The sequence below is a fragment of the Mycolicibacterium sichuanense genome, from assembly GCF_033741125.1.
In the GTDB taxonomy this organism is placed as follows: domain Bacteria; phylum Actinomycetota; class Actinomycetes; order Mycobacteriales; family Mycobacteriaceae; genus Mycobacterium.
Genome location: NZ_JAWQPU010000006.1, coordinates 134,357 through 158,199, shown reverse-complemented (window position 1 = coordinate 158,199; position 23,843 = coordinate 134,357). Strand labels below are relative to the sequence as shown.

The following is a 23,843-nucleotide window of genomic DNA, read 5'->3' as shown; positions in this document are numbered from 1 at the left end:
GGATGATCTTGGCGTCGACGAGTGATCGAGGCAGTCGACGACTCGCCGCTGCTGCTGAAGTCGCTGGCCTTCGCCGCCGAGGCAGTCCTGGACCGTCACGGCGCGCTCCGGTGCTGGGTCCGCGTGCAAGAGCAGGCCCGCCGGACCGGGACACCGGCCAACGAATGCGAAGGGCTGCGCGGCGCGGCCCACATGCTGCTCACCGAGGGACGCATCGGAGCGGCAGCGATCAGTGCGCAGACCGCGTTGCGCATGGCCGAGGACATGAACCTCCCCATGACCGCCGCCTCCTCCGCCGCCTTCCTGGCTCGCGCCTCGGTCTGGCAGGGCCAGCCCGAGCGCGCCCGCGACACCCTGGACCGCGCCCGCCAGCTAGTGGCAGCCTCGCCCAGCATTCTGTGGAACGACGACATCCATTGGGCGGCAGGACTTTCCGCTCTCTGCGAATCCCGCCACGTCGAGGCGTTGGAGCACCTATCGAAGATGAAGCTGCACCGGACCAGTCGGCGGTGGGCCATCGCCGACGTGGCCGAGGCGGCGGCCGGAGCCGAGCAGCCGGACGCCGCTCGACCGCTGCTGGCCGACGTCGAGGAGCAGGCCAAGCGGCTCGGCATGGACAGCTTCCTCGTCCACCGTGCTCACGCGCTGCTCGCCAAATCGATCACCGGTGCCGACGACCACTTCCGCGCCGCCCTCATCGGAGCCGAAGGGGTCGGCGCCGAGCTGGAAGTAGCGCGTACGCATCTGCTCTATGGCGTGTGGCTCCGCCGACAGCGACGCATCGTCGATGCCAGGACACACCTGGCAGCTGCGCTGACCGCCTTCGACACCGCCGGGGCGGTGCCCTTCGCCCAGCGCGCTGCCAGTGAACAGCGCGCCGCCGGGGTCAGCTCGGCGGCACGACGAGCCGTTGGCTCGGCTTGCGGCGCCGCCGCGTTGACCCCGCAGGAGCTACAGATCGCCCAACTGGCTGCGGTGGGGATGACCAACCGGGAGATCGCCGACCGCATCTATCTGTCCCACCGCACCGTGGGTGCCCACCTCTACAAGGTGTTCCCCAAGCTCGGAATCACCAGGCGCAACCAATTGCCCGCAGCACTCGGTGAACCCGCTCGATCGGCCGGCGTGGTCATCTGACGGATATACGTGCGCCCACGTCGCATTCGTAACCCGAGTCGGCCGTCCGGCGTCATTCGGCCGCGGGCACCGGGGTTCGGGGCTCGAGGACGAACAGTCCTGCACCCGGTGGATCAGACGGAGCGCTTGCCGGTTCACGTGACACTGCTGATGATCGCGATCACCAGTCCGCAGACGGTCAGTACCCCGACCATTGCCGCCGCGGCGATCGCCCTGCCGCGGCGGTGCCGGCGTGCGTCGTAGACCGCAACCGCGATACCGGCGAAGATCAACGCTGCATAGGCCGCGAGCCCGACGGTGAGTGCCGCCGTTGACGTGGCGCTCGCCAGGGTGACTGCGTGCACGCCACGAGCCTACGGTGCGACGCTGCCGCCAGTTCGGCGCGGCAACCCCCCGGGGGTCCCGGTGCTGGTGACGGTTCGACCTGATCGTGCAGCAGACCCACCCTCGTCCGACGCCCAAAGCACCGTCGAACCGACGTTGCGAGCTCGTCAGGAATCCGACTGCTCGAAGGCAGCGTCGAACCGCGCGTCGGGCAACCGCCAGAGCAGACTGCGGACATACGCGACCGCCTCGGCGGCTCCATGGCGCCGGTCCATGCCGGCGTCCTCCCACTCGACCGATATGGGGCCGCGGTAACCGATGGCCTCGAGTGCTCGAAAGGCGTCCTCCCATTGAATGTCTCCGTGTCCCGTCGACACGAAGTCCCAGCGGCGCCGCGGGTCACCCCATGGCAGGTGTGAACCAAGGAGTCCCGAGCGACCGTTCGCCGGGCGGACTCTGGTGTCCTTGCAGTCGACGTGATAGATCCGGTCGGCGAAGTCGACGATGAACGAGACGGGATCCAAGCCCTGCCAGATCAGGTGGCTGGGGTCCCAGTTGAGCCCGAAGCCGGGGCGGTTCCCGATGGCGTCGAGCGTCCGACGCGTGGTCCAGTAGTCGTAGGCGATCTCCGACGGGTGCACCTCCAAGGCGAACCGGATTCCCTCGTCGTCGAAGACGTCGATGATGGGGTTCCAGCGAGTGGCGAAGTCCTCGTAGCCGGCGTCGATGACGGAATCGGGAACCGGGGGGAACATGGCGACATACGGCCAGATCTTGGATCCGGTGAACCCGGTGACCACGTCCACTCCCATCCGACGCGCAACGCGGGCCGCGCGTTTCATGTCGTCGGCGGCGCGGGTGCGGACGCCCTCGGCGTCGCCGTCGCCCCACACGCTCGGGCGCAGGATGGCGCGGTGCCGGAAGTCGATGGGGTCGTCGCACACGGCTTGTCCGCCCAGGTGGTGCGAGATCGCGCGCACGACGAGACCGTGCCGATTGAGCAGATCGAGTCGGGTCTGTAGATAACCGGGGTCCTCCTCGGCCCGCTCCAGGTCGAGGTGGTCACCGGATGCGGCGATCTCGAGTCCGTCATAGCCCCACTCGCTCGCCATCCCGGCGACCGTCTCCAGGGGTAGATCGGCCCACTGCCCGGTGAACAGCGTCACTTCCCGCCGGCTCTGCATCGCACGCTCCCTTCCCAACGACAGTCTGCTCCTCGTGTCAGGGCGGTCGACGTCAGCGGCGAGCTCCGATCGAGACCGCGCGTGCCGCCCGTACGGCCGTCGTCATCCCGGTCAGGGTGGAATTGCACTTGAGCGCGGTCGGGATGACGCCGCAGCCTGCGACGAACAGGTTCTCGAAGCCCCACACCCGGCAGTCGGTATCGCACACGCTCGTCCCGTCGTCGGCCGCGCCCATCCGCACGGTGCCGGTGAAGTGCAGTGACGACCCCGCCGGAAGAATGGCCGACTCGGTCGCGGGGTCGAACGGGCCGAGGAGTTCGGCCGCCTGACGCTGCACCCGCTGGGCCTGATTCAGGCTGGCTCGATCCGCATCGGTGTAGCCGAAGTCGATGGTGATCCGCGGCATCCCTGCGGCATCGGTGTCGGTGTCGGAGAAGCGAAGCGCGTTCTCCTCGCGAATCTCGGTGGCGACGTAGAACTCGAGGCCGACGGCGTAGGCCAGTGGCGACCGGTCGTGGTCGATCATCACGGCGTTCATGACGTGCACCTGGAAGGGCTGATCGCCGTCGCTGTGCGGTATCCAGATGCAGTCGGCGGCCCACTCGTGATCGGTAGGTGGATCCAACGTGGCGAGATCGAAGCCGAGCCGACCGGGATCGGCCAGCACCTGTCCCGAGAGGAAGATGTGCTCGTTGAGGAACCGGCCGAGTGCGTGCGGGCGAATCCCGGAGGCGAAGAGCAGCTGCGGGGTCCGGATCGCGTCGGCGCAGACGATGACTTGACTCGCCGTGAGCGCTCGGGTGTCACCCGTGTGGACGTCGCGGACGGTTACGCCCGTGGCGCGGCCGTTCCGGTGCACGACGGAGGTCGCCAAAGTGTCGGTGTAGAGGGTGAATTGGTCGTCGCAGGCGGGATTGCCAATGGGTGGGAAGATCGTCGTGGGCCCCGTTCGCTCCTTCAGACCCGACGCGGTGGGATTGACCGCCATCGGCATGGGCTGAATGCCCCGACCCTCTGCGCTCACCGGGTCGAACAGGGTTCCCAGAGTCTTCGTCACCGCCTGCCCGGCCGGTGTCGGGGGATAGGGCAGGCGGTTGACGCGCAGGAGTTCGGTGGCTCGGTGAAGGTCTGCGCGCCACTGACTTTCGTCGATCTGCGGGAAGACCTCGCTGCCCCATGGCGTTGGGGTGGCCGCGGTCCAGTGGACGCCCATGCCGCCGACGTTCCACGCCACTGCGGCCGCTGGCATGGCGGCGGCGTCCTCGCCGATCGACTGCAGGTGATACATGCCCGGTGTCGCGTCGGCCAGGTTGCCGCCGACGTCGGCGCTCGGGGCGACACCCGTGTAGAACCCCTGGATGCCGGTGGACACCCTCTCGTTGTATCGGCCCCAGATCTCCGGTTCGGGGACGTCGTGCAGATGTCGTCCCGGTGTCGAGCCCAGAGGCGTTCCGCCGTCGACCATTCCGATACGCAGGTGTGCGTCGGCCTGTCGCAGCAGATGGGCGACTGCTGCTCCCATCAGCCCGCTGCCCACGATGAGCACGTCGAATGTCGGGTGCTCGATCGTCGAGTTCGTCGAGTGCACGGTGCTCCTCACGTCCAGCTGATTCCGTGGTAGGCGTCGAATGCGGATCGACTGCGCTCGATGGATTCCAGATCCGTGAACCGGGTGTAGTCCTGTTCGAGCAGCATGTACTCGAGGTTGGGAAGAGTGAGGGCCGTGTCGATGATGTCCTGGATGGGCAGGACTCCGGTGCCGATCTCGGTGAAGCAACCGGTGTCCTCGACGTCTTCGAACAGTGCCATGTCGATGTCGGCGGCGAGGTCGACGACGCCGTCGTACAGGTTGATCGGTTGCGGGGCGTCGACCGGAAAGTCCTTCTGGTGCAGGAGCACGACGCGCTCGGGGTATCGCCGCATCCACTCGATCGGATCGTGGCCCGCGCGGGTCACCCAGTAGGTGTCCATCTCGACGAAGACCAGCTCAGGATCGGTGTTCTCGAGAATCGTCTGATAGATCGGCGTGCCGTCGATGCGTTGGAACTCCTGGTAGTGGTTGTGGTAGTAGAACCGCATGCCACGCTCGGCACACAGCCGTCCGACGTCATTGAAGAAGGCAATCCGCCTCAACAGGTAGTCACGGTCGCCCCTGGGGTAGAACTCGATGTCGTTGCCGATTTGGCGGCAGCCGATCTCCAGCTGGTAGTCCAGGATCGCTGGGAGCCGGTCCAGCTGAAGTGGGTTGACGTGGGCACCCACGATCTGCAGACCGAGGTCGGAGAACATGGTGCGCAGTTCCCCGGCCGACACGCCGAAACCGATGCCGTCGTCGGTCGCGGCCGAGTGGTTGGCCGCCTCCAGGTAGTGGTAGCCGAGTTCCGAGATGCGTCGAAGCGTCTTCGGTGTCGATTCGGCAAGGGAGGTGCGGACGGAGTACAGCTGGAGCCCGATGCGGAGTGGCATGGTTCCTTCCTCGGCGTGGATGGGTGGATGGTTCAGGTGAGGCTCTCGGCGAGACGTTCGGACACCCGCCAGGCGTTGGCCATGATGGTCAGTACCGGGTTCACGCCGCCGTTGGTGGGATGAAGCGATGCGTCGGCGATGGTGAGGCCGCGATGGTTCCACAGCGCACCGTTGACGTCGGTGACCGACGTCTCCGGGTCGGTACCCATCCTGCACGTGCCGGCCTGATGTTGATCTGCGGACGGACCGCGCCGGGGCATCCACTGGGTGGCAACGGTTTCGACGGCGCCGCTGGCGGCCAGCCAGTCTCGGGCCTTCTCCGTCAGCAGAGCTGCCACCGCGAGGTCGTTGGGATGAGGGCCTGGGGAGTCGAGGTGAACGAGGGGTACGCCGACCCGATCACGAAGGTGGTCACTGACGGTCACCCTCGATTCGGCGCGGGGGACCTCCTGGACGGGCCCGATGACGACCGCGGACCGCGGGTAGGCGAACGCGAGCTCGTCGATCGTGCTCGGTCCGTAGGCCGAGACGAACCCGGCGTCGACCAGGCCACCCCATGCCTCGAATGGGGTGCGGGTGAAGTCGTTGGCCAGGATTCCCCCTCCGGCGACCCCGGTGTTGCCATGACGGTAGAGCGTGGTCGCGATGCTGGGACCGGGTCCCACCATGTCGTCGACGGGGTCCGCGAAAAGTCCTGTGGCGCCGGCATACAGGTGCCCTTGAAGGTAGCGGCCGATCTGGTCGTGGGGATCGTCGATGGCGCTGGCCAGCAGGAGGCGCGCAGATTCGATGGCACCCGCGGCCAGGACGACGTGGTGCGCGCGTACCCGGCGGTGCCGTCCGTCGGCGACGAATTCGACACCCCTGACCGCGTTGCCCTCCACGATGAGACGGGTGACGACTGCGGAGGTGACGATGGTGCATCGGCCGGTCGCGACCGCTGACGGTAGCACCGTGTTGTGGGTGCCGTTCTTGGCGTTGGCCGGGCACGCGTGTCCCACGCACAGCGCGCATTCGACGCATGCGGGCCGTCCGTCGTCGGCGCGCGTATTGATCGCCAATGGCGGTGTCACGGTGGGTAGGCCGAGTGTGTTCGCGCCCGTGGCCAGCCGATGGCCGACCGAGTTCAATGGCGTGCCGGGCATCGGGTACGACCGACTGCGGGGACCGTCGTGCGGCGCCAGGGAGGTGGCGCCGGCGACGCCGATGACGTGCTCGACGGTCTCGTAGAACGGCGCCATGTCGTCGTAGCCGATCGGCCAATCCACGAACGGGCCGCCGTAGACCGATCCCATGGCGAAGTCCTCCGGGGTGAACCGCCAGGCCATCGCGCCGTACACCCGGGTACCGCCGCCCAGCGTCATCGCGTTGCCGTTCCACTGCGACGTGCCAGGCACTGTGAGCTCGCCGTTGACCATCCGGGGAGCGTTCAGAGCCGGGAGGTCCACCAGGCGGTCGAAGCCTGAGAACGTTCGGGCGCTTGCGCCATGCGGACTCGCCAGCTGGCGCGTGGTCAGCGCCGGAGCTCGTTCGATGACCAGGCAGTGCAGTCCGGCGCGGGTCAGCACGTGCGCCGCAACACCCGCTCCGGCTCCGGATCCGACGATGACGACCTGATAGTCGGGGTCGAGTTGGTCGGCTGGGGTGGTCGCGAGTAGCGGATCGTTCACGTCGGGCCAGTCCCGTCCCGGTGGCAGCACGCGGAACCCGACTTGATCGAGTACGTCGGACTGTGTGAGTACGACGGCAGCCACCCACCGGCCGAATCGCGCGACCGCCTCGCGGCGCATCGCGTCGCCAGTCAGCAGCATCGACTGCAGCGTGGTCAGTCGTTCCGCGGTCGACCTTCCCGCGAACGGTACGGACGACTCATCGCCGGCGACGTCGCCCAGTGCGACCCGAACGGCAGTGCCGATGTGGTCGGGCACCTCGGGCAGTTCCAGGAGCTCGGGGAACAGGGCGGAGGCAGCGGCGACGAGCAGGGGATCGGGCATCAGGTGGAACCGGTCTTCTCGCGCGGTGTGTTCCATGCCTGCCTCGCGAACTCGGCCGCCCGCCGGAGGTCGTCGTCATCGGGGACGGTGTACTCGAGCGTCACAGAGCCGTCGAATCCGGCGGCGGTGAGCACCGAGATCACCTCGGCGACACGATGTGTCGCCGACGTGATCCTGGTGCGGTCGGCGGCGGCGAAGTGAACGAGCGAGATCTTGTCGGCGTGCGGACCGACGATCTCGTCCAGGTCGCCGTCGAGATCGGCCAGATGGTAGAGGTCGGCCAGGAGCGTGACGCGGTCGTCGTCGATCATCTCCCGCAGTCGATCTGCCTCGTCGAGCGTGTTGAGCAGGAAGCTCTCGTCGGTGCGGAGCGCTTCGAGAGACAGCTGGACGCGTGCAGGCGCGTCACGGAGCACCTCGCGGATCGCGGATGCGGCGCGTTCTACGCCTGCGGGTCGCGGCTCGTCCTGCCAGGGGACCTCGCGGCATGCGGGGACGACGACGACTTGGGTCGCGCCGAGATGTTCGGCCTGCTCCATGGCGGCCGCCAGGTACCGCTGGGCGGCAAGGCGGCTGGCGCCGTCGGGTGATCCCAGCTCGGCATCGGGGTTCCACTGCCAGCACAGCGACGGTGTGCTGAGACCGCGTTCGCCGAGTGCGGTGCGAACCGACTCCGCATCGAGATCCGGTCGCGCGTCGAGTTCGACGGCCGTCAGTCCGGCGGTCGCAGTCCGTGCCAGCGCCTGGTCTCGATCGCCGAGAACCCATTCGCTGGAGGCGATTTCGATGGGGCGCGGCGGCGTCACGTCGACCACGTGTCAGCTCGCCGCATCTGGCGATGGGACGTGTAGATAGCGTCTGCTCGCGGCCAGGGCATCGAAGATGTCGCCGTCGTAGGCGTCGAACTCGACGATCCACCACGCCGCGTCTTCGGCCGCGGCCAGCGTCGGCTCGAGGCTGACGCTGCCCCGACCCAGGGCGACCATGGGTGCGTCGACGTCTTCGGCGGCGCCGTCCTTCACGTGGATCAGCTGTACCCGCGAATCGAGTCGGCCGATGAGTGCGGCGGGGTCGACGCCGGCCACCGTGGCCCAGTAGACGTCGAGCTCGAAGAACACCGAAGGATCGAGTGCGGCATGCAGGAGCTCCAACGCCGGCGTTCCGTCGATAGGATGCAGTTCCCACCAGTGGTTGTGGATACCGAACTCGAGACCCTCCGCGCGGGCGACGTCGTTGGCCCGGCCATACACGTCGAGGAGTTCGTCGACGCCGCCCGTGCTGCGATAGCGCGGGTCTTCCGGCCAGCCGTGCCAGACGATGCGGCGGGTGCCGAGGATCTCGGCCTGTCGCAGCACGCCGTCACGGTCCTTGCCGAGAGGGAGCTCCACGTGGGCCGAGCAGACCTGCAGCCCGTGCTTCCCGAAGACGCCGGCGGCCTGAACGAAGTGCTCCTCGTAGACTTCCGCCTCGACCCCGAAGGCGGTTTCGACACCGGCGAATCCGATGTCGGCAAGGACCGCGACGGTACCGTCGAAGTCCGCGGCGAGCTGGTCGCGAACGCTCCACAGCTGCACGGCGATGGGGGGTTGAGCCATCGGAGACCTCTATTCGCTCGGGACGGGAATGGACACGGGTGGGGTGGAGACGCGGGACAGCCGCCGGATCACCAGCGCCGTCAGCGCGGCGACGACGAGGATGGCGGTCAGCAACAGCGCGGATGCGGCGTTGACCTCGGGGCTCACCCCGAACTTCAACGCCGACAACAGGTATAGCGGCCAGGTGGGCGTGCCGCCGGCGGTGAACTGTGAGGTCACCACGTTGTCGAAGGACAGGACGAACGTGAGGAGGAATGCGCCGAGCAGCGCAGGGGTCAACCGCGGCAGAGTCACCTGCCACAGCGTGGCCCATGGGCCGGCACCCAGGTCGGCGCTGGCGTGTTCGAGATCCAGACCCGTCCCGGTGTAGCGCGCACGCACGATCAACAGTGCGACCGACGTCCCGAAGACGGCGTGGCCGACCATGGCGGTCAGCGGGCCGAACGGGACGCCGAATCGCATGTAGAACAGCAGAAGTCCGATTGCCAGGACGACTTCGGGCACCACGAGGGTCAACAGCAGCACGCCCTCGTAGGGCAGCCGCACGGCGCGCTTCGCGCGTCCGATGACGAGAGCCGCCGCACAGGCGAAGGAGACCGACAGTAGCGCGGACCCGAGCGCGATCGCAGTCGAATTGCCGATCGCTTCGACGATCTGCGGGTTGTGCAACGCCTGGGCGAACCACTTGGTGGAGAAGCCCGCCCACACGGTGATGATCTGTCCCGCGTTGAACGCGTAGCCCAACACGACGACGATGGGCGCGAACAGGAATCCGTACGTCAGCAGGGCGAATCCGCCGAGGAGGTGCGGTACGGACAGGCAGCGGAACGTCAGCGCGAGCACCGCCGCGCCAGCGAGGAACAACACCGCGCGGGACCCGGTCACGCCACCGGTCAGCACGCCCAGGATGCTCGACACGACGGAGACACCCCCGATCAGCAGACCGGCCGCCGCCGCGACCGAGCGGTAGCCCTTGCGCTCAGACGACACCGAGATTCCTCTCCGCTCGATTGGTCATGAACAGGTACAGCGCAAGGCAGCCCGAGAGCGCGATCACCACCAGGAGGCCGAGCGCTGCGCCGAACGGATAGTTCTGCCCCTCCAGGAACGCCCGGCTGACCAAGGTGCCGACGAAGTCGACCCGACCACCGCCGAGCACCGCAGGGATGACGTATTCCCCCGTCATCGGGATGAAGACCAGCAGCGAACCCGCGATGACACCGGGCGCCACCACCGGCAGGGTCACCTGCCGGAACGCCGAGAACCGGCTACTGCCAAGGTCCTTGGCCGCATCGACCAGTCGCCAATCCATGCGCTCCAGTGCCGCGTAGAGGGGCAGGATGAACAGGGGGAGATAGCCGTACACGATGCCGATCTGCACCGCGGTCCCCGAGTTCAGCAGATTGAGCGGGCCGTGCAGCAGCCCCAGACGGTGCAGCAGATTGGCGAGGAGGAAGTCGTCGCTGAGCACCAGTCGCCATGCATAGGCACGGATCAGGAACGCAGTGAGGAAGGGCACCATCACCAGTGCAAGCAATAGGTTTCGCCGCCGGATGGGGGAGTAGCGGGCCAGCCAGTAGACGAAGGGAAAGCCGATGAACACGGTCGTGATGGTTCCGATGACGGCGAACCGTACGCTGCGCACGAAGGCCTGCAGGTACAACCCGCTCAGCGCGTCGGCGAAGTTGTGGAAGGAGAAGCCGTACACCACCTCCCCGTAGCCCTGCCTGGTGGCCAGCGAGTAGACGATGATGAGCACCAACGGCAGCAGGAAGAACGCGGTGTACAGCGATGCCGACGGCGAGGCAAGCACCAGTGGGTACTCGTCATCGGGACGGGAATCGCGTGCGCGCAACCAAGCTGCCCGCACGGCCACCCCCAGCGGTAGCGTGCCCAGAAGCAGGAGGACCGTGGCGATCTCACCGAACCCGGCGGCCGTGATCGTCACCAGGAGACCGGCGCCCAGCACGCTGGCCGCAACCGCACGGAGCGCATGTCCGGCGGCTGCCCCGCTCACGCGGCCTTGAATTCGTCGTAGGCGCGGGTCACCATGTCGAGGTATTCCGGCGTGGGCATCAGGATTTCGTACTTGTCGAGCTGGGCCTGCGGGATGTTGATGGTGGGGTCGTCGATCAGAGTGGGTTTGACCAGGGACTCGATGCCCTCGACCGGGACCAGGGTGCCGACGGCGTTCATCTCCTTGGCGGCCGCTTGCGGGGCGCATACGTAGTCGATGAACTCGTGCGCAGCCACGGGATCCTTGGCCGACGACGCGACGGCCCAGTTGTCGATGAAGTACTCCGTGCTCCCCGTCTTCGGGAGCAGGAACTGCACCTTGGTGCCGCCGGCCTGTTCGTTGATGTTCTTGGCGACGTAGTTGTACCCCATGCAGATGTCGATGGATCCCGTTGTCCCGCCTTCGAGTTCGTCGGCACCGAAGCTGGTGATCCTGGGCTTTACCGAGATCAGCAGCTGTTTGGCAGCCTCGATGTCGGCGGGGTTGGTGGAGCCGATGGGCTTGCCGATCGCCGCAAGAGCCAGGGTGAACGTCTCCTTGGCGCCGGGGAAGAAGTTGACCTTCGCCGACGGGTTCGCCTTGATCAGGTCGAACACTTCGGCCAATGAGGTGGCATTTCCCTTGACCGTGGCGGTATTCCACCAGAACGACGCCACGCCGATCGCCTTCGGGACGGTGTAGAGGTTCTTCGGGTCGTACGCCAGGCCCATCACACCGGGGCGAACGTTCTTGAGGTTGGGGATCAGCGACTTGTCGAGTTCGCGCAAGAGCTTGCGGTCGACGAGCTGGACGGTTTCCGACGGTCCGGGGACCACGATGTCGTAGTCGGCGTTACCGGAGGCCAGTGCCGAGATCATCTCCGTACCGGTGGAGTAGGTGACGAGGCGGACCTTGGGGCCGACGGCGCCGGTGAAGGCGGAGACGTTGTCCTCTGCGATGTAGTCGGCGTAGTTGCCGATCACCAGCTGGCCTTCTACCTTGTCGCCGTTGAGCGGGGCTGGTGTCGACGACGCGCTGGACTGCTGGGGCCCGGAGGTCCCGCATGCGGCGAGCGCCAGGAGTGCCGCTCCGCCACCGAACCCGAGCAGCGCCTGTCGACGGGTCAGAGCGGCTCGGATGTGGGTGGCTTGCTTCTCGTCGGCCAGAATGGTGAGCACACGGTGGTTACGCATCGGGGTTCTCCTTGAGATCGGATTCGGCCGCTCCGAGCAGCAGGACGCTGTTCGGAGCGAGGTTGAGGACGACGTGCTCGCCGGTCCGCACATGTGCCGCGTCGGCTGCCGTGCGGTGGCGATCCTGTTGGGCGACGACACGTTGGCCGTCTCGCAGGACGACGACGAGCTGCACCTCGTGACCGGTCAGCATCGCCGTCTCGATCCGGCCGTGCGCCTCGGCTTCGACGCTCGAGCGCACGGAGACGTCGGCGGGCCGGACACCGACGAGCACGTGACGCTGCCCGGCAGCGGGAGCTTCGACCGTGGCGGCGATCGGTGCGTGCAGGGCTCCGTCGAGCAGGGTGGCGGTCTCGCCGTACAGATCCGCGCGTAGCTGGTTCATGTCACCGATGAACGACGCGACGAACCGCGACCCCGGTGCGTCGTACACCTCCTGAGGCGTCGCGAGTTGCTCGATGCGCCCGTCGTTCATCACCGCGATGCGATCCGACATGCTCAGTGCTTCACCCTGGTCGTGGGTGACGAAGACGAAGGTCAATCCCACCTCGGCGTGAATGCGCTTCAACTCGATCTGCATGTGCTCGCGCAGTTTGAGGTCGAGTGCTCCCAGGGGCTCGTCGAGCAGCAGCACGCGGGGACGCAGGACGAGGGCCCGCGCCAGTGCCACCCGCTGCTGTTGGCCGCCCGACAGGTCGGCAGGCCGTCCGCCAGCTCGATCGGCGAGCCCGACCAGTTCCAGCGCCTCGGCTGCCTGGTGCCTGCGGACGGCCTTCTTCACACCGCGCTGCTTGAGTCCATAGGCCACGTTGTCGAGTACCGACAGGTGCGGGAAGAGCGCGTAATGCTGGAACACCGTGTTGACGTCGCGTTTGTGCGGCGGCAGTCCTTCGGCGGGCTGCCCACCGATCACAATCCTTCCCTCACTGGGCTGTTCGAACCCGGCGATCAGCTTCAAGGTGGTCGTCTTGCCACAGCCGGAGGGACCCAAGAGGGAGAGGAACTCACCGTGCTCGATGTCGAGGTTCAGATCGTCCACCGCGATGGTGTCACCGTATCGCTTGGTCACTCCGCTGATGCGCACGTCGACGCCATCGAATTGCCCTGCGGGAGAGCTCGACTGCTTGGTGATCGCCACGCTCGGGCTGGCTTGCCGGATTCTCATGTCAGCGCACCGTCCACGATGGCGCCCATCGGCGAGATCTTGGTGACCGTGCCGGTAGCGGCGGAATGCAGCACCGCGTCGCAGATCAGCGCGGCGCGATAGCCGTCCTCGAAATCGGCGCCGTGCGGGCGCACCGATCGGTGCGCCGCGACGGAGGAGAGGAAGTGGTGCAGTTCGTGGACGAAGGTGTGCTCCCACCCCAGCACGTGACCTGGCGGCCACCACGGGTCCAGGAGTGTGTCGTTGCGCTCGGTGACCAGCACGCGGCGGAATCCGCGGTGACCATCGGAGCCAGGCGTGTCCACGTCGAGCTCGTTGAGTCGTTCCAGGGAGAAACGGGCAGATCCCTCGGTGCCGTTCACCTCCAACGACAGATCGTTGACGTGTCCGTGGGCGACGCGGGACGCCTCCAGTGTCCCGATTGCGCCGTTGTCGAACCGGACGGTCGCCACGAAGGCGTCGTCGACGGTGACGGGTCCGCCGGGGCGTTCGTCGAAGAAGGTCGCCGTCGCCCCAGTGACCGCGTCGACTTCTCCGATCAGATACCGGCCGAGGTCGGCGATGTGGGAACCGAGATCACCCAGTACGCCTGACCCGGCTTGGTCGGCGTCCAGGCGCCACGTGGCTGGGGCGTTCGGGTCGGTCAGCCAGTCTTGGAGGTAGCGCGCCCGGAAGTGCAGGGGCCTCCCGAGCGCTCCTCCGGCGATGAGCTCCTTGAGCTTCCTGATGGCCGGGACGAAGCGGTAATTGAATGCGCACATGTGCACGACGCCGGCGTGTTCGGCAGCCTGCCAGATGCGAAGGGCTTCGGATCCGGTTCGCCCGAGCGGCTTTTCGCAGATCACGTGCTTGCCGGCCGTGATCGCAGCGATCGTCGGGGCTTCGTGCAGATCGTTGGGTGCGGAGTTGTCGAACACCTCTACCGACGGATCGTCGACGATGGTCCGCCAGTCGCCGGTCGTCCTCGTCACCCCGAAGGATCGAGCAAAGTCGTTGCGACGCTGCTCGTCTCGGCCGGCCACCACCTCGAGCCGAGGCAGGAGCGGGGGAGATGAGTACATCGAGGCGACACCGTGGTATCCGCGGGCGTGGGCGCGGCCCATGAACGCCGTGCCCAGCAGGCCGATACCGATCGAGGGCGTAACGGTGCTCACGACCGCGGCACTCGAGGGATGTGCGCTTCGCTCTTGGTTCGGTGCTGCATCCCACTCCTCGTTCGACTGATGAAGGCGACGCTAACCCAGACTTACGTCGATTGTCGGTCAGAACTTCAAAAGTTACGGTGCATTAACATGCATAACTGGGACACCGAACACTCTCGATGGGAGTGCGGGGTTCCTCCATCGACACGGACTACCGAGTTAGGGTCTGCACGTATGAACGCGAACGGCGTCGACCGGTCGGGCGGTGCCACGCCCGCCGACGTGCTCAGACTCATCCGCGCGGGGCATGCGCGCACCCGCGGCGATCTGCAGCGGCTCACCGGGATGGCTCGATCCACGGTCGCTCAGCGCATCGATGCCCTCGCCGAGCGCGGACTCGTGGTGACGGGTCAGGACAGCGTGTCCTCCGGCGGACGGCCGTCGAGCACGTTGCTGTTCAACCACAGTGCCGGTCTCGTGCTGACCGCGGATTGCGGAGCCACCCATACTCGAACGGCGATCTTCGACCTGGGTTTGAACGTCGTGGCCGAAGAGGTCTCCGACCTGAACATCGCCGATGGTCCCGTCGCGGTATTGGATTGGCTCGCCGACCGATTCACCGCGTTGCTGACGACCATTGGCGGTCAGGCGCGCCGCGTGATGGCCATCGGCATTGGCCTACCGGGTCCGGTCGAACACGCCACCGGCAAGCCGGTGGCCCCGCCGATCATGCCGGGGTGGGACGGCTTCGACGTCCCGCTCTACCTGCAGCAGACGTTCTCAGTCCCCGTCCTCGTCGACAACGACGTGAACCTCATGGCGCTCGGTGAGGCTGCCATCGCCCATCCGCTCGTCTCACCGCTGGCATTCGTCAAGGTTGGCACCGGCATCGGGTGCGGAATCATCACCGGCGGAAGGGTTTTCCACGGGGCACACGGTGCCGCTGGTGACATCGGGCACATCCGCGTCACCGATCACCACGACGTCGTCTGCTGGTGCGGCAACGTCGCCTGCCTCGAGGCCGTTGCCGGTGGCAAGGCCCTGGTGGCGAAGCTGCACGGATCCGGAGCCCGCACGAATGGCGACGTCGTGGACCTGGTGTTGGCCGGTGACGCCGCGGCCGTCCGCGCCGTCCGCAATGCGGGAAGGGAGATCGGAGGCGTCCTCGCCGGATTGGTCAGCACGCTCAACCCCGCCGTCATCGTCCTGGGGGGCCAGATCGCCGATGCGGGGCAATACCTGCTCGCGGGTGTCCGTGAGACCATCTACGCCCGGTCGCTACCACTCGGCACCCGCGATCTCGAGGTGACCAGGTCGCAGTTGGCCGACCGAGCGGGCATCACCGGTGCAGCCATGATGACCACCGAGCACGTGCTGGCGGCCGAATCGATCGATGCGCTGTTGGGCGCGGTGCGCTGAGGAGCTTCGTCGGCCGAGTGACCCGTACCCGTGCGATCCCGCTCAGCCAGCAGCCCGCACGTCACGTTCGGCGGTCAATCGGGTGCGGTGCGAGGCGGTTACTCCACGGCCTACGCGCAACCTGGCATCGCCGGGGCGTCGCGTAGATTCTTCGAGAAGATCCAAGCACCCACACAGCACTGAACGAAGGCCATCATGTCCGAGGATCAGCACACAGACGTGCCACCGAATCATCTCTCCATCGATCCGCGCAGCGCGTTCTATAGCGAAGAGGCGCTGCGCCGCGACGTGGGTATTCGCTTCAATGGCGTCGAGAAGACCAATGTTCACGAATACGATGTGGCTGAGGGCTGGGTGCGTGTTGAAGTCCCTACCGCGAAGGACCGCCGCGGAAATCCCATGGTCGTCAAGCTCAGCGGCACGGTCGAACCGTATTACCGCCCGGAAAGCTAGCGGACGCCCCCGATATCTCGCGCGGCTGACGGCCATCCCCGGTGGTCAGTCCCTGGCTCGATCCGGTCGCATTCCCTGCGGGCGACGACATCTCGATGACCGTTGTCCGCATGCACTGTCGCAGCCAGTGGTGCCGCCGGTCGGTTTCGAAGGCTGAGCGCCAGATCATCCGATACGGCATCGTGGGCGATCTCAGATGGCACGGGCAACACGGACGCTTGCGCCAGCGCGGCGGTCATCTCGTTGACCCACGGCGGATGGAATCTCGACTCCCGCACCCGAGGTCGGGAATCGCGCCGGGAAATACGGGGTTGGTCAGATCATGTCGAAGATGACCCGCACTGAACGCGAGACCTACCTGGCGGATCTACACGTCGGCGTGATTGGCATCGAACGCCCCGATCGCGCACCACTGACGGTGCCTATCTGGTACGTCTACGAGCCCGGCGGCGAGGTTCTCGTCTCCAGCTTGGCGGGGTCGCTCAAGGCTCGCCTCATCACCGCCGCCGGGCGTTTCTCCATCACTGCTCAGGATGAGACCTATCCGTACCGCTACGTCACCGCCGAGGGGTCGTTGACGTCGATCGAGACGGCCGACGATGCCACCATGAGAGTGATCGCCGTTCGCTATCTCGGCGAGGAGGGCGGCAACGCGTTCACGGAGTCCTTCGCTAGGGACCATCCCGAGGCTGAATCGCTCTTGTTCCGCATGCGGCCCGAGCACTGGCTCAGCGTGGACTACTCCAAGGAGTCCTGATTGCGGTTTGGCTCGCTCAGGCTGATGGCGCCGGATGAGCACGTCGGTGGTGGCCCCACGACCACCATCGAGCACTGGAAGGTGGGGGTGCAGCGCTCCGCTGCGGCGCAACGTACAGGGTTTCGCACGGTCCAGGAGGGACTGACCAACGTCGCCAAGCACGCGCCCGGAGCGACGGTGAGGCTGACATTCGACGTCACGCGCGACACGGTCTCGATCTCGCTCACGAACTCCGCCGCCCTCCAGGATCCAGATCCGTTGCCGTACAGCAGGTCTAGCCTGTTGGACCTACATGAAAGAGCGCACTACTGGGCGGCGCACTGCGGCACGGTCGATGCGCCGACGGCGGTTACGCGCTTTCGACGCTGCTACCCACCAACCGTCCGGCGCGTTCGAGTTCGTGACCTCGCCAGGCGCGGGTCGCCCGGTGTCCGGCAGCGCGCCGAGGTAGGTATCGGCCCTTCCGCGAGGTGAATCGACGCAGAGCGGGTCCGCGAACGGGCCGCCAGTCGGATCCGGAATGACCACGATCGGCGCGAAACCCGCGTGAGTCGAGGCGAAGGCGTTCATGATCGTCACCAACCGACCCGCACCAATCCAGTCCTGGGGCGTGCCGGGCTGACCCGTCAGCAACACCACCACCGGAAGCCTGGGCGCCAAGAATGGGAAGAGGGCACGTAAGCAACCGCCAGTCAAGCATCGTCGACGCTCACCGGAGGTAGATGGTGAATATCCTCGTCGTGAGCACGACCGCTGACACGACGAGGGCGAGCACGGCGATCCTACGATGGTCCCAAGCCGTGAACCCCGTGGTGCGGCCGTGCGACTGGGTCGACGTGGACTGCGGATGGGCGGACACCTCAACAGTCTCGTGGGAGGTGTTACCCGCGACAATCGGCCGGCCGGAGGTAGTTGAGGAACGATGGGCCGGCGAATCCAGCCATCGGGCGATTCGATGCAGCCAGATGGGTGATTGACCCGTGTCCCGGACCGTCGCGGACTGAACCGTTTCCATAAGGCTTTCATAGGCGAAACTAGTGGACCTCATGGAATCGCCAGGAAGCATGGCCAAGTGCCACCTTCTCCTACACCGGCTCCAGGGCCGGGCCCCGTCGAGCTCCCCCAAGATCTTCTCGAGATGAAAGAATGGCATCTCGTTGTTGGAGGGTTGGTTGCCTCTGACGATCGAGATCGTCGTCGTCGCAGTCCTGATCGTGGCCATTGGGTGGCGGACCAGACGGTGGCGGTTGGTCTGGGTTCCCACATCGGTCGGGGTGGCTGTACTGGTGGCACTGTTGGCCTGCAGCTACATGAACGATCAGGGCTTGGCTTCGGACCCGGCGCCATTCGGACTGTGGGCGTGGATTGCCGTCTTCGGCCTGGCCGTCGCGGTGGGTGTGCTCAGCTGGCGTAGTGCACGCTGGTGGCGGCGGATCATTTCCGTACTGGCCATTCCGCTGACTCTGTTGGCCTCGGCGCTGGCCCTCAACCAGTGGGTCGGCTACTACCCGTCGCTGCAGTCTGCGTGGGGAGCCCTGACCGCGGGCCCACTGCCCAACGAGGTCCAGGCCTCGGATCTGCCGTCGCCGCGCAACACCGCACCACTGGCAAGATCGTCAAGGTCGACATCCCCGACGCTGCAAGTGGATTCAAACACCGAAGCGAATACGTCTACCTGCCGCCTGCCTGGTTCGCCGGTGACGCACCGCCGACCTTGCCGGTCGTGATGATGATCGGCGGCGAGTTCAACACTCCCGCCGACTGGATGCGTAGCGGCAACTTCGTGCCCACGGTGGAAGGCTACGGCGCCACCCATCGCGGGCAGCTGCCGATCTTCGTGTTCGTCGATACGGGCGGCACCTTCAACAACGACACCGAGTGTGTCAACGGTCCGCGCGGCAACTCGGCAGATCATCTGACCAAGGACGTCCGTCCCTATGTCATCTCCAGGTTCGGGGCGTCCGCGGCCGCCGCCAATTGGGGCGTGGTCGGGTGGTCGATGGGCGGCACGTGCGCCGTCGATCTGGCCGTCATGCATCCCGATCTCTTTTCGGCATTCGTCGACATTGGTGGTGACGCAGGTCCGGTCTCGGGCATCAAGGCGCAAACCATCCAGCGGCTCTATGACGGTAACGAAGCTGCCTGGGAGGGGTTCGATCCGCGGGCCATGATGGCCAAACATGGCCCCTACAGCGGGGTTTCGGGCTACTTCGCGGACACGATCGAACCGGCCAATGCCGATGCGGTGATGGAGGAGGTCCGGTCAGGCAAGCATGACTCGGGCGGTCAGGGTCTCGGTGGCCGCGATGCGATGGGGGAGAAGGGTCCCGAAGCCGAGGAGGCCGCCGACATCCTGTGCGACGCTGCCCAGAAGGTCGCCATCACCTGCAGTGTGCACGAGACCGTCGGCTTCCACTCCTGGCAATTCGCCGCCCAGGCATTCGCCGGCGACGCCGTGGCTCATCGAGAGGATGTCCGGCGGCGCGAACTATGGTTGAGGGACCTGAGATCGGGCACCAAGGCATGCCGGTGAGTCGAGGCTCGGACAGCGGTCGTTTCGCCTGGACCCCGGAACTCTCTTGCGCGGGCAGTGGCTAACGGGTGTTCTTCAGGCTTGGCGTGAAGACACTCCAGCCAACCAGCGTCCCGAGCGCGATGGAGAAGATGGCGCCGACGGTCTGGCCCAGGCTGGCGGAGTCGGTTCCGTTGCCAGTGGCTGCCTCGCTCATCGACTGGAAGCTCAACGCTCCCGGGACCAAGGACCAGAATGCGGCCAGCAACATCACGATTGCAGGAGGTGAGGTCTTCAGTCGTGACGCCATGGTGGCGAATGGAACGACGAGGAACCCGCCGATGACGCCCGAAAGCTCTGTGCCGAACAGCATTCCGCCGACTTTTTGGCCCACGAGCGCTACGGCGACCGCGGCGGTGATCCAGGCCAGTGACCCCTTCGGGGCGGACAGGTAGACGTAGAGGCCAAAGCCCACCACCACGATCGCCGCGTAGAGCGACCAGGACCCCATTTGCGGAGACGGCGTCTGCGGTGCCACCTGCCCGACGAGGTGGATGCCCAGGGCCACGCCGAATACCAGCAGCATCAGTTGCACGACACCGTAGACCAGCCGGCTGGCCCCGGAGATTACTTGGGAGCTGGCCAACTCCATCGCACCGATGGTCAACGACATGCCAGGCAGCAGAGCGACCAGGGCGGGGCTGATTACCCTCAGTAGCCCGTCGTTGGCGGCGTCGGCGACGAACCAGGTCGCCAGGACGGTGATGACCATGGCCGCCACCGTCGGCAACACCGCGGTCAACGACGGGAATGGTCGGCCGATGGCGACGATGGCGCCCACGACGAGCCCCAGAAACAGATAGCCCGGCAGCGAAGCCCAGGTCGGGTTGATCACCATGCCGAATCCGACGGAGGTCAGGGCGTAACCAACCACTGTCGTGACCGGGCCGAAGCGCGGCGTCATGACTCGGGCAGCGGCGACGGACTTGATCGCCTCCACCGGTGTGATGGCTCCCCCTTCGGCGAGTTCGGCGATCGCGTCGATGCGGCCGGCGAGATCGAGCTGGACCGTGGCGTGTGTGGAGGTCTCGACCTCGTAGGCGACGTTGCCGACCTGGATCACCAGCACGGTGGGCAACACGATCATCCGGACCGGGTGTTCGGTGTACTGCGCGGCGATCCTCTGCAATCTGGCGGTGACCAGCAGGGTGGGCTGTTGCACCTCGACCAGGGCTATTCCGATCTCCCGCAGCATGGCCGCTACGTCCTTGTCGTCGTAGGAACCTGGTGCTCCCAGCCGATCGGGGGACTGCTTGCGCAGCGACCGCAGGGCCTGATGCGCGTGATCCAGACCGAGCCTCATTGGTCACCACTACTGCGGACGTCCACACCTGCTGGTGGGGTTGGCGACTCGTCTCTAACTGGCGCGCAAAGAGCGACGCTCGGGCGCCACGGCCCCGGCGAGTCCCGAGACGCGCAGCCCCCGTCGAGGGAGTCACCGCCGATGTCATGTGTCACTGGATCAGTTCACCATCACCATCGACCGAAGGCGAGGTCCGGGGGCGACGGGATTGGCGAACCGGTCGAAGCCGCGGGCTGCCGCACGTGATTAGGTCGTCATGGCGTGTTCGGGCAACTTGCGACGCAAATGGGGCCGGCTCCTTAGGATGGGCCCGTTTGCTGTAAGCCGCACGAAAGAGAGGGAGCTTCGGTGATGCACCGATGGGCCTTTCGCGTCCGAGTCGTGTCCGTCGCCTGCGTGGGCATCATCACCGCCGCGGCGTGGCCGGCCGGTATCGCTCACGGCGACAACGCTCAGCCGTCGTATCCCTACTCGTGCAATCGAGATTCGTTGACCGCGGATTTCGCCGCCCGTGACACCCAGCCTCAAACGCGAGTACCGCCGGCGGACTGGTATCAGACCGATGCCGATGGGCGGTACGTCAATCGAGGCTGGGGTCCGGCAGCGGACGCCCTGCCGGCTCCGGAGATTCCCTCGAACGCGGGATGCGACACCTCCACCTGGAAGCAGGAACGCGTTCTCGCCGTGGCGATGCGATACATCAACGACCCCGACAACCCGCTCGGACTGCAATATCGTCATCACCATATTCCTGGCTGGAATCCCACCACCTCGACGTATGCGGGTGCATCAGCGGAGAATTCCGACGTGGACGCGCCCGACAAGACAATCGAGTGGGCCGCCGGGCCCGGCCTGGACTGTTCCAATTTCACCGCTTGGGTGTATGACTACGGCCTGGGGATCAAGTTCAGTGGCGACGTGCATCAACAATTCGCGGGCACCGCTGGTCCAATGGGGCAGGCAATTCCCAGAGAAGGTCCGTTCGAGCCCGGTGATCTGATCTTCCTGCATCCCAACGGAAATTCGAATGAGGTCTCGCACGTCGTGATCTTCATGGACGACCAACACATCATCGACAGCCGTGTGGACGCCCAGAACTTGGTCGGGGTCCAGATTCGAAATCGCGAGGGTTGGTACCGGACCGCAGTTCTGAGCGCCTACCGGCCAATCGGCTAGCCGATGCGCCGGGTTGTTCGGTAGGCCGAAGGCAGATGTCGGGCCGCGGTCACCGGCGAACCATTGACGGGTTGCAGCGCGGAACGAGATGCACAACTCGAGGACTGACGGGTCCAGCCAGGTCCGGCTCGGTGATCAACTGCGATCGACCGTGGGGCGGCGAGCCTTTCGGTGCGCCGCGCGCATGCCTACTGTTCACGCCCAACCTCTACGGCGGCGGCTCTCCGCGATGCCGAATCGCAGTGCGTCGTGCAGATCCGCATGAACGTTCAGAAGTTGAGTGATACCTGCTCGGCCGTAACCACTTCCGCGGTTCGACCAGGTGCCGTCTGGTAGGACCAGTAGAGGTTGGTGTGGGTGATGACCTGTTCCGGGGGCGGCGCGCCCCACTCCGACAGATCCTCGGTCGTATGCGCGTCGGCGACCAGGGTGACGTCGTAGCCTCGCGCGAACGCACCGTGGATGGTGCTGCGCACGCACGCATCCGTCTGGGCGCCGACGACTACCAATCGACCAATGCCCGCGGCCGCTAGGACGTCCTCGAGCTCCGTGGCCTCGAACGAGTCGCCGAAGTGCTTCTCGATGAGCGGTTCGGTGTCGCGCGGGTCGACCTCCGCGACGAGCTGCCACGCCGGGCTGCCGTGCACCATGCCTTCGTCGGAATGTTGGACCCAGACGACTGGAACGCCTTCTGCCCTGGCTCTGGCCACCAGGCCGGTGACCGTCGCAACGACGGCATCGCGGTTGGGCGCCCCATCGACGGCGCCGTTCTGCACGTCGATCACCAGAAGCGCGCTGTGTGGCCGATTCTCGAGGGTCGTCATGCTAGTTGAGGCTAGCCGAGTCCCAGGGCGATTCTGCGGGACCGGCGGGTTGGTGCCAGCCGCAGCCTCGCCCCGGGGAATACCGGCGCCATCGCTGGCCTTGTAGGCACTGACAACATCCCCGACGGCGACGCGAGGTCCTCGATGACGACTACTGATTTGGCGGGGCGTCGTGCCCTGGTGACCGGCGGGTCCCGCGGCATTGGCGCAGGCATCGTCCGTCGACTCGCGGCCGACGGTGCGGCCGTCGCCTTCACCTACGTCAGCGGCTCCGAGGCCGCCGACGCTCTGGTCGCCGAGGTCGATGCCGAAGGCGGCCGCGCGGTGGCCATCAAGGCCGACGCCGCCGATGCTGCGGCGATAGCCGCGGCCGTCGAGCGCGCCGTGACCGAACTCGATGGTCTCGACATCCTGGTCAACAATGCTGGCACCGCCATCCTGTCACCGGTGGAAGAGTTCACCGCCGCGGACTTCGACCGGTTGCTGGCAATCAACGTCGGCGGAGTGTTCTGGGCGGTTCACAGCGCCCTGCCCCACTTGCAGGACGGTGCGCGAATCATCAACATCGGCAGCGTCAACGCCGATCGCATCCCCGGACCGGGCGTAGCGGTCTACGGGTTGACCAAGGGGGCCGTTTCCTCGTTCACCCGCGGGCTGGCCCGTGAGCTGGGTCCGCGAAACATCACCGTGAACAACGTCCAGCCCGGGCCGATCGCAACCGACCTCAACCCCCCAGAGGGCGAGTTCGCCGAGAGCCTGAAGTCGATTCTGCCGCTGGGCCGTTACGGAGAGGCCGCCGACGTCGCGGCGGTGGTCAGTTTCCTGTCCGGTCCGCAGGCGTCGTTCATCACGGGCGCCAACCTCAACGTCGACGGCGGCTTCACAGTCTGACCTCCGCGCGACTCGTCGCCGGCACGGAATCGTCGAGCGCATGCAGGACGATCATCACCCGCTCACCGCGCAACGTGGCGCTAGCAGTGCGTGGCTGCCGCCGCGACGACGGGTGACGTGCTGCCGAGTGTTTCCTCATGACAGGATCTTGGCTGAGAATGGACCTGCCGGGTCGTCTACCGCGGACAAGCCTGGGGGTACCGTTCGACGGGTGGCCGACACCGAGGGAGCTCAGCTCATGGCTGATCCGCA

The 23,843-nt window shown here is 66.4% G+C and carries 22 protein-coding genes; 8 read left to right on the top strand and 14 right to left on the bottom strand.

Translation table 11 applies throughout. From position 1 onward, the window contains the following. Positions 1 to 21: 21 nt before the first annotated feature. A complete protein-coding gene (locus tag SBI80_RS19130; RefSeq protein ID WP_318976379.1) occupies positions 22 to 1,137 on the top strand; it encodes a LuxR C-terminal-related transcriptional regulator in 1,116 nt (371 codons plus the stop codon). A gap of 134 nt (positions 1,138 to 1,271) precedes the next feature. On the opposite strand, the gene SBI80_RS19125 is transcribed toward SBI80_RS19130, so the two are convergent. From SBI80_RS19125 to SBI80_RS19070, 12 genes are all read right to left on the bottom strand, one after another. Continuing rightward, positions 1,272 to 1,481, bottom strand: a complete 210-nt coding sequence (locus SBI80_RS19125) for a hypothetical protein (RefSeq protein WP_318976378.1) — start codon at positions 1,479 to 1,481, stop codon at positions 1,272 to 1,274. Positions 1,482 to 1,628: 147 nt separating this feature from the next. Then, entirely contained in the window at positions 1,629 to 2,645 is a 1,017-nt protein-coding gene (locus tag SBI80_RS19120; RefSeq protein WP_318976377.1) for a sugar phosphate isomerase/epimerase family protein, read from the bottom strand. Positions 2,646 to 2,697: 52 nt separating this feature from the next. Beyond that, positions 2,698 to 4,233, bottom strand: a complete 1,536-nt coding sequence (locus tag SBI80_RS19115) for a GMC oxidoreductase (protein WP_318976376.1) — start codon at positions 4,231 to 4,233, stop codon at positions 2,698 to 2,700. 8 nt (positions 4,234 to 4,241) lie between these two features. Next, on the bottom strand, positions 4,242 to 5,111 hold the full coding sequence (locus SBI80_RS19110; RefSeq protein WP_318976375.1) for a sugar phosphate isomerase/epimerase family protein: 870 nt from the start codon (positions 5,109 to 5,111) through the stop codon (positions 4,242 to 4,244). A 32-nt stretch (positions 5,112 to 5,143) separates the two neighbouring features. Continuing rightward, a complete protein-coding gene (locus tag SBI80_RS19105) occupies positions 5,144 to 7,141 on the bottom strand; it encodes a GMC family oxidoreductase (RefSeq protein ID WP_318976374.1) in 1,998 nt (665 codons plus the stop codon). Continuing rightward, positions 7,105 to 7,911: a sugar phosphate isomerase/epimerase family protein gene (locus SBI80_RS19100; protein WP_318976373.1), complete on the bottom strand. Its 807-nt coding sequence runs from the start codon at positions 7,909 to 7,911 to the stop codon at positions 7,105 to 7,107. The genes SBI80_RS19105 and SBI80_RS19100 overlap by 37 nt, the downstream gene beginning before the upstream one ends. Positions 7,912 to 7,923: 12 nt before the next feature. Next, on the bottom strand, positions 7,924 to 8,700 hold the full coding sequence (locus SBI80_RS19095) for a sugar phosphate isomerase/epimerase family protein (RefSeq protein ID WP_318976372.1): 777 nt from the start codon (positions 8,698 to 8,700) through the stop codon (positions 7,924 to 7,926). 9 nt (positions 8,701 to 8,709) lie between these two features. Beyond that, positions 8,710 to 9,690, bottom strand: coding sequence for an ABC transporter permease (locus SBI80_RS19090; RefSeq protein ID WP_318976371.1), 981 nt, complete (start codon positions 9,688 to 9,690; stop codon positions 8,710 to 8,712). After that, entirely contained in the window at positions 9,680 to 10,717 is a 1,038-nt protein-coding gene (locus tag SBI80_RS19085) for an ABC transporter permease (RefSeq protein ID WP_318976370.1), read from the bottom strand. The genes SBI80_RS19090 and SBI80_RS19085 overlap by 11 nt, the downstream gene beginning before the upstream one ends. After that, the gene (locus SBI80_RS19080) at positions 10,714 to 11,889 is read right to left on the bottom strand and encodes an ABC transporter substrate-binding protein (RefSeq protein ID WP_318976369.1); all 1,176 of its coding nucleotides are present in this window, start codon (positions 11,887 to 11,889) and stop codon (positions 10,714 to 10,716) included. The genes SBI80_RS19085 and SBI80_RS19080 overlap by 4 nt, the downstream gene beginning before the upstream one ends. Next, positions 11,882 to 13,054 carry an ABC transporter ATP-binding protein gene (locus tag SBI80_RS19075; RefSeq protein ID WP_318976368.1) on the bottom strand — a complete coding sequence of 391 codons (1,173 nt, stop codon included), beginning with the start codon at positions 13,052 to 13,054 and terminating at the stop codon, positions 11,882 to 11,884. Before SBI80_RS19075 ends, SBI80_RS19080 begins: the two co-directional genes overlap by 8 nt. Next, positions 13,051 to 14,208 (bottom strand): Gfo/Idh/MocA family protein, encoded by a 1,158-nt coding sequence (locus SBI80_RS19070; protein WP_318976367.1) that lies wholly within the window; start codon positions 14,206 to 14,208, stop codon positions 13,051 to 13,053. Before SBI80_RS19070 ends, SBI80_RS19075 begins: the two co-directional genes overlap by 4 nt. Positions 14,209 to 14,430: 222 nt before the next feature. On the opposite strand from SBI80_RS19070, the gene SBI80_RS19065 reads away from it, so the two are divergent. From SBI80_RS19065 to SBI80_RS19045, 5 genes are all read left to right on the top strand, one after another. Then, positions 14,431 to 15,615: an ROK family transcriptional regulator gene (locus SBI80_RS19065; RefSeq protein WP_318976366.1), complete on the top strand. Its 1,185-nt coding sequence runs from the start codon at positions 14,431 to 14,433 to the stop codon at positions 15,613 to 15,615. A gap of 195 nt (positions 15,616 to 15,810) precedes the next feature. Continuing rightward, positions 15,811 to 16,068: a DUF3297 family protein gene (locus SBI80_RS19060; RefSeq protein WP_318976365.1), complete on the top strand. Its 258-nt coding sequence runs from the start codon at positions 15,811 to 15,813 to the stop codon at positions 16,066 to 16,068. Between the two features lie 322 nt (positions 16,069 to 16,390). Continuing rightward, the gene (locus tag SBI80_RS19055) at positions 16,391 to 16,825 is read left to right on the top strand and encodes a pyridoxamine 5'-phosphate oxidase family protein (protein WP_318976364.1); all 435 of its coding nucleotides are present in this window, start codon (positions 16,391 to 16,393) and stop codon (positions 16,823 to 16,825) included. Between the two features lie 1,172 nt (positions 16,826 to 17,997). Further along, the gene (locus SBI80_RS19050) at positions 17,998 to 18,552 is read left to right on the top strand and encodes a hypothetical protein (protein ID WP_318976363.1); all 555 of its coding nucleotides are present in this window, start codon (positions 17,998 to 18,000) and stop codon (positions 18,550 to 18,552) included. Then, positions 18,552 to 19,358 (top strand): alpha/beta hydrolase, encoded by an 807-nt coding sequence (locus tag SBI80_RS19045; RefSeq protein ID WP_318976687.1) that lies wholly within the window; start codon positions 18,552 to 18,554, stop codon positions 19,356 to 19,358. The genes SBI80_RS19050 and SBI80_RS19045 overlap by 1 nt, the downstream gene beginning before the upstream one ends. Before the next feature lie 61 nt (positions 19,359 to 19,419). Here SBI80_RS19045 and SBI80_RS19040 read toward each other — a convergent pair whose 3' ends face one another. Then, a complete protein-coding gene (locus tag SBI80_RS19040; protein WP_318976362.1) occupies positions 19,420 to 20,700 on the bottom strand; it encodes a threonine/serine exporter family protein in 1,281 nt (426 codons plus the stop codon). A 396-nt stretch (positions 20,701 to 21,096) separates the two neighbouring features. Here SBI80_RS19040 and SBI80_RS19035 point away from each other — a divergent pair, with 396 nt between their 5' ends. Continuing rightward, positions 21,097 to 21,876: an NlpC/P60 family protein gene (locus SBI80_RS19035; protein WP_318976361.1), complete on the top strand. Its 780-nt coding sequence runs from the start codon at positions 21,097 to 21,099 to the stop codon at positions 21,874 to 21,876. A gap of 269 nt (positions 21,877 to 22,145) precedes the next feature. Here the strand turns inward: SBI80_RS19035 and SBI80_RS19030 are convergent, their stop codons facing one another. Beyond that, entirely contained in the window at positions 22,146 to 22,700 is a 555-nt protein-coding gene (locus SBI80_RS19030) for a cysteine hydrolase family protein (RefSeq protein ID WP_318976360.1), read from the bottom strand. Positions 22,701 to 22,844: 144 nt separating this feature from the next. Between SBI80_RS19030 and SBI80_RS19025 the strand changes: the two genes are divergently transcribed. After that, positions 22,845 to 23,591 carry an SDR family NAD(P)-dependent oxidoreductase gene (locus SBI80_RS19025; protein WP_318976359.1) on the top strand — a complete coding sequence of 249 codons (747 nt, stop codon included), beginning with the start codon at positions 22,845 to 22,847 and terminating at the stop codon, positions 23,589 to 23,591. Positions 23,592 to 23,843: the final 252 nt, after the last annotated feature.

What these genes read in the sequence shown, in the direction of transcription:
- SBI80_RS19105 (WP_318976374.1), bottom strand. Translation starts at nt 7,141, where the DNA reads ATGGAACACACCGCGCGAGAAGACCGGTTCCACCTGATGCCCGATCCC.
- SBI80_RS19045 (WP_318976687.1), top strand. Translation starts at nt 18,552, where the DNA reads ATGATGATCGGCGGCGAGTTCAACACTCCCGCCGACTGGATGCGTAGC.
- SBI80_RS19120 (WP_318976377.1), bottom strand. Translation starts at nt 2,645, where the DNA reads ATGCAGAGCCGGCGGGAAGTGACGCTGTTCACCGGGCAGTGGGCCGAT.
- SBI80_RS19075 (WP_318976368.1), bottom strand. Translation starts at nt 13,054, where the DNA reads ATGAGAATCCGGCAAGCCAGCCCGAGCGTGGCGATCACCAAGCAGTCG.
- SBI80_RS19030 (WP_318976360.1), bottom strand. Translation starts at nt 22,700, where the DNA reads ATGACGACCCTCGAGAATCGGCCACACAGCGCGCTTCTGGTGATCGAC.
- SBI80_RS19080 (WP_318976369.1), bottom strand. Translation starts at nt 11,889, where the DNA reads ATGCGTAACCACCGTGTGCTCACCATTCTGGCCGACGAGAAGCAAGCC.
- SBI80_RS19055 (WP_318976364.1), top strand. Translation starts at nt 16,391, where the DNA reads ATGTCGAAGATGACCCGCACTGAACGCGAGACCTACCTGGCGGATCTA.
- SBI80_RS19095 (WP_318976372.1), bottom strand. Translation starts at nt 8,700, where the DNA reads ATGGCTCAACCCCCCATCGCCGTGCAGCTGTGGAGCGTTCGCGACCAG.
- SBI80_RS19025 (WP_318976359.1), top strand. Translation starts at nt 22,845, where the DNA reads ATGACGACTACTGATTTGGCGGGGCGTCGTGCCCTGGTGACCGGCGGG.
- SBI80_RS19110 (WP_318976375.1), bottom strand. Translation starts at nt 5,111, where the DNA reads ATGCCACTCCGCATCGGGCTCCAGCTGTACTCCGTCCGCACCTCCCTT.
- SBI80_RS19060 (WP_318976365.1), top strand. Translation starts at nt 15,811, where the DNA reads ATGTCCGAGGATCAGCACACAGACGTGCCACCGAATCATCTCTCCATC.
- SBI80_RS19040 (WP_318976362.1), bottom strand. Translation starts at nt 20,700, where the DNA reads ATGAGGCTCGGTCTGGATCACGCGCATCAGGCCCTGCGGTCGCTGCGC.
- SBI80_RS19065 (WP_318976366.1), top strand. Translation starts at nt 14,431, where the DNA reads ATGAACGCGAACGGCGTCGACCGGTCGGGCGGTGCCACGCCCGCCGAC.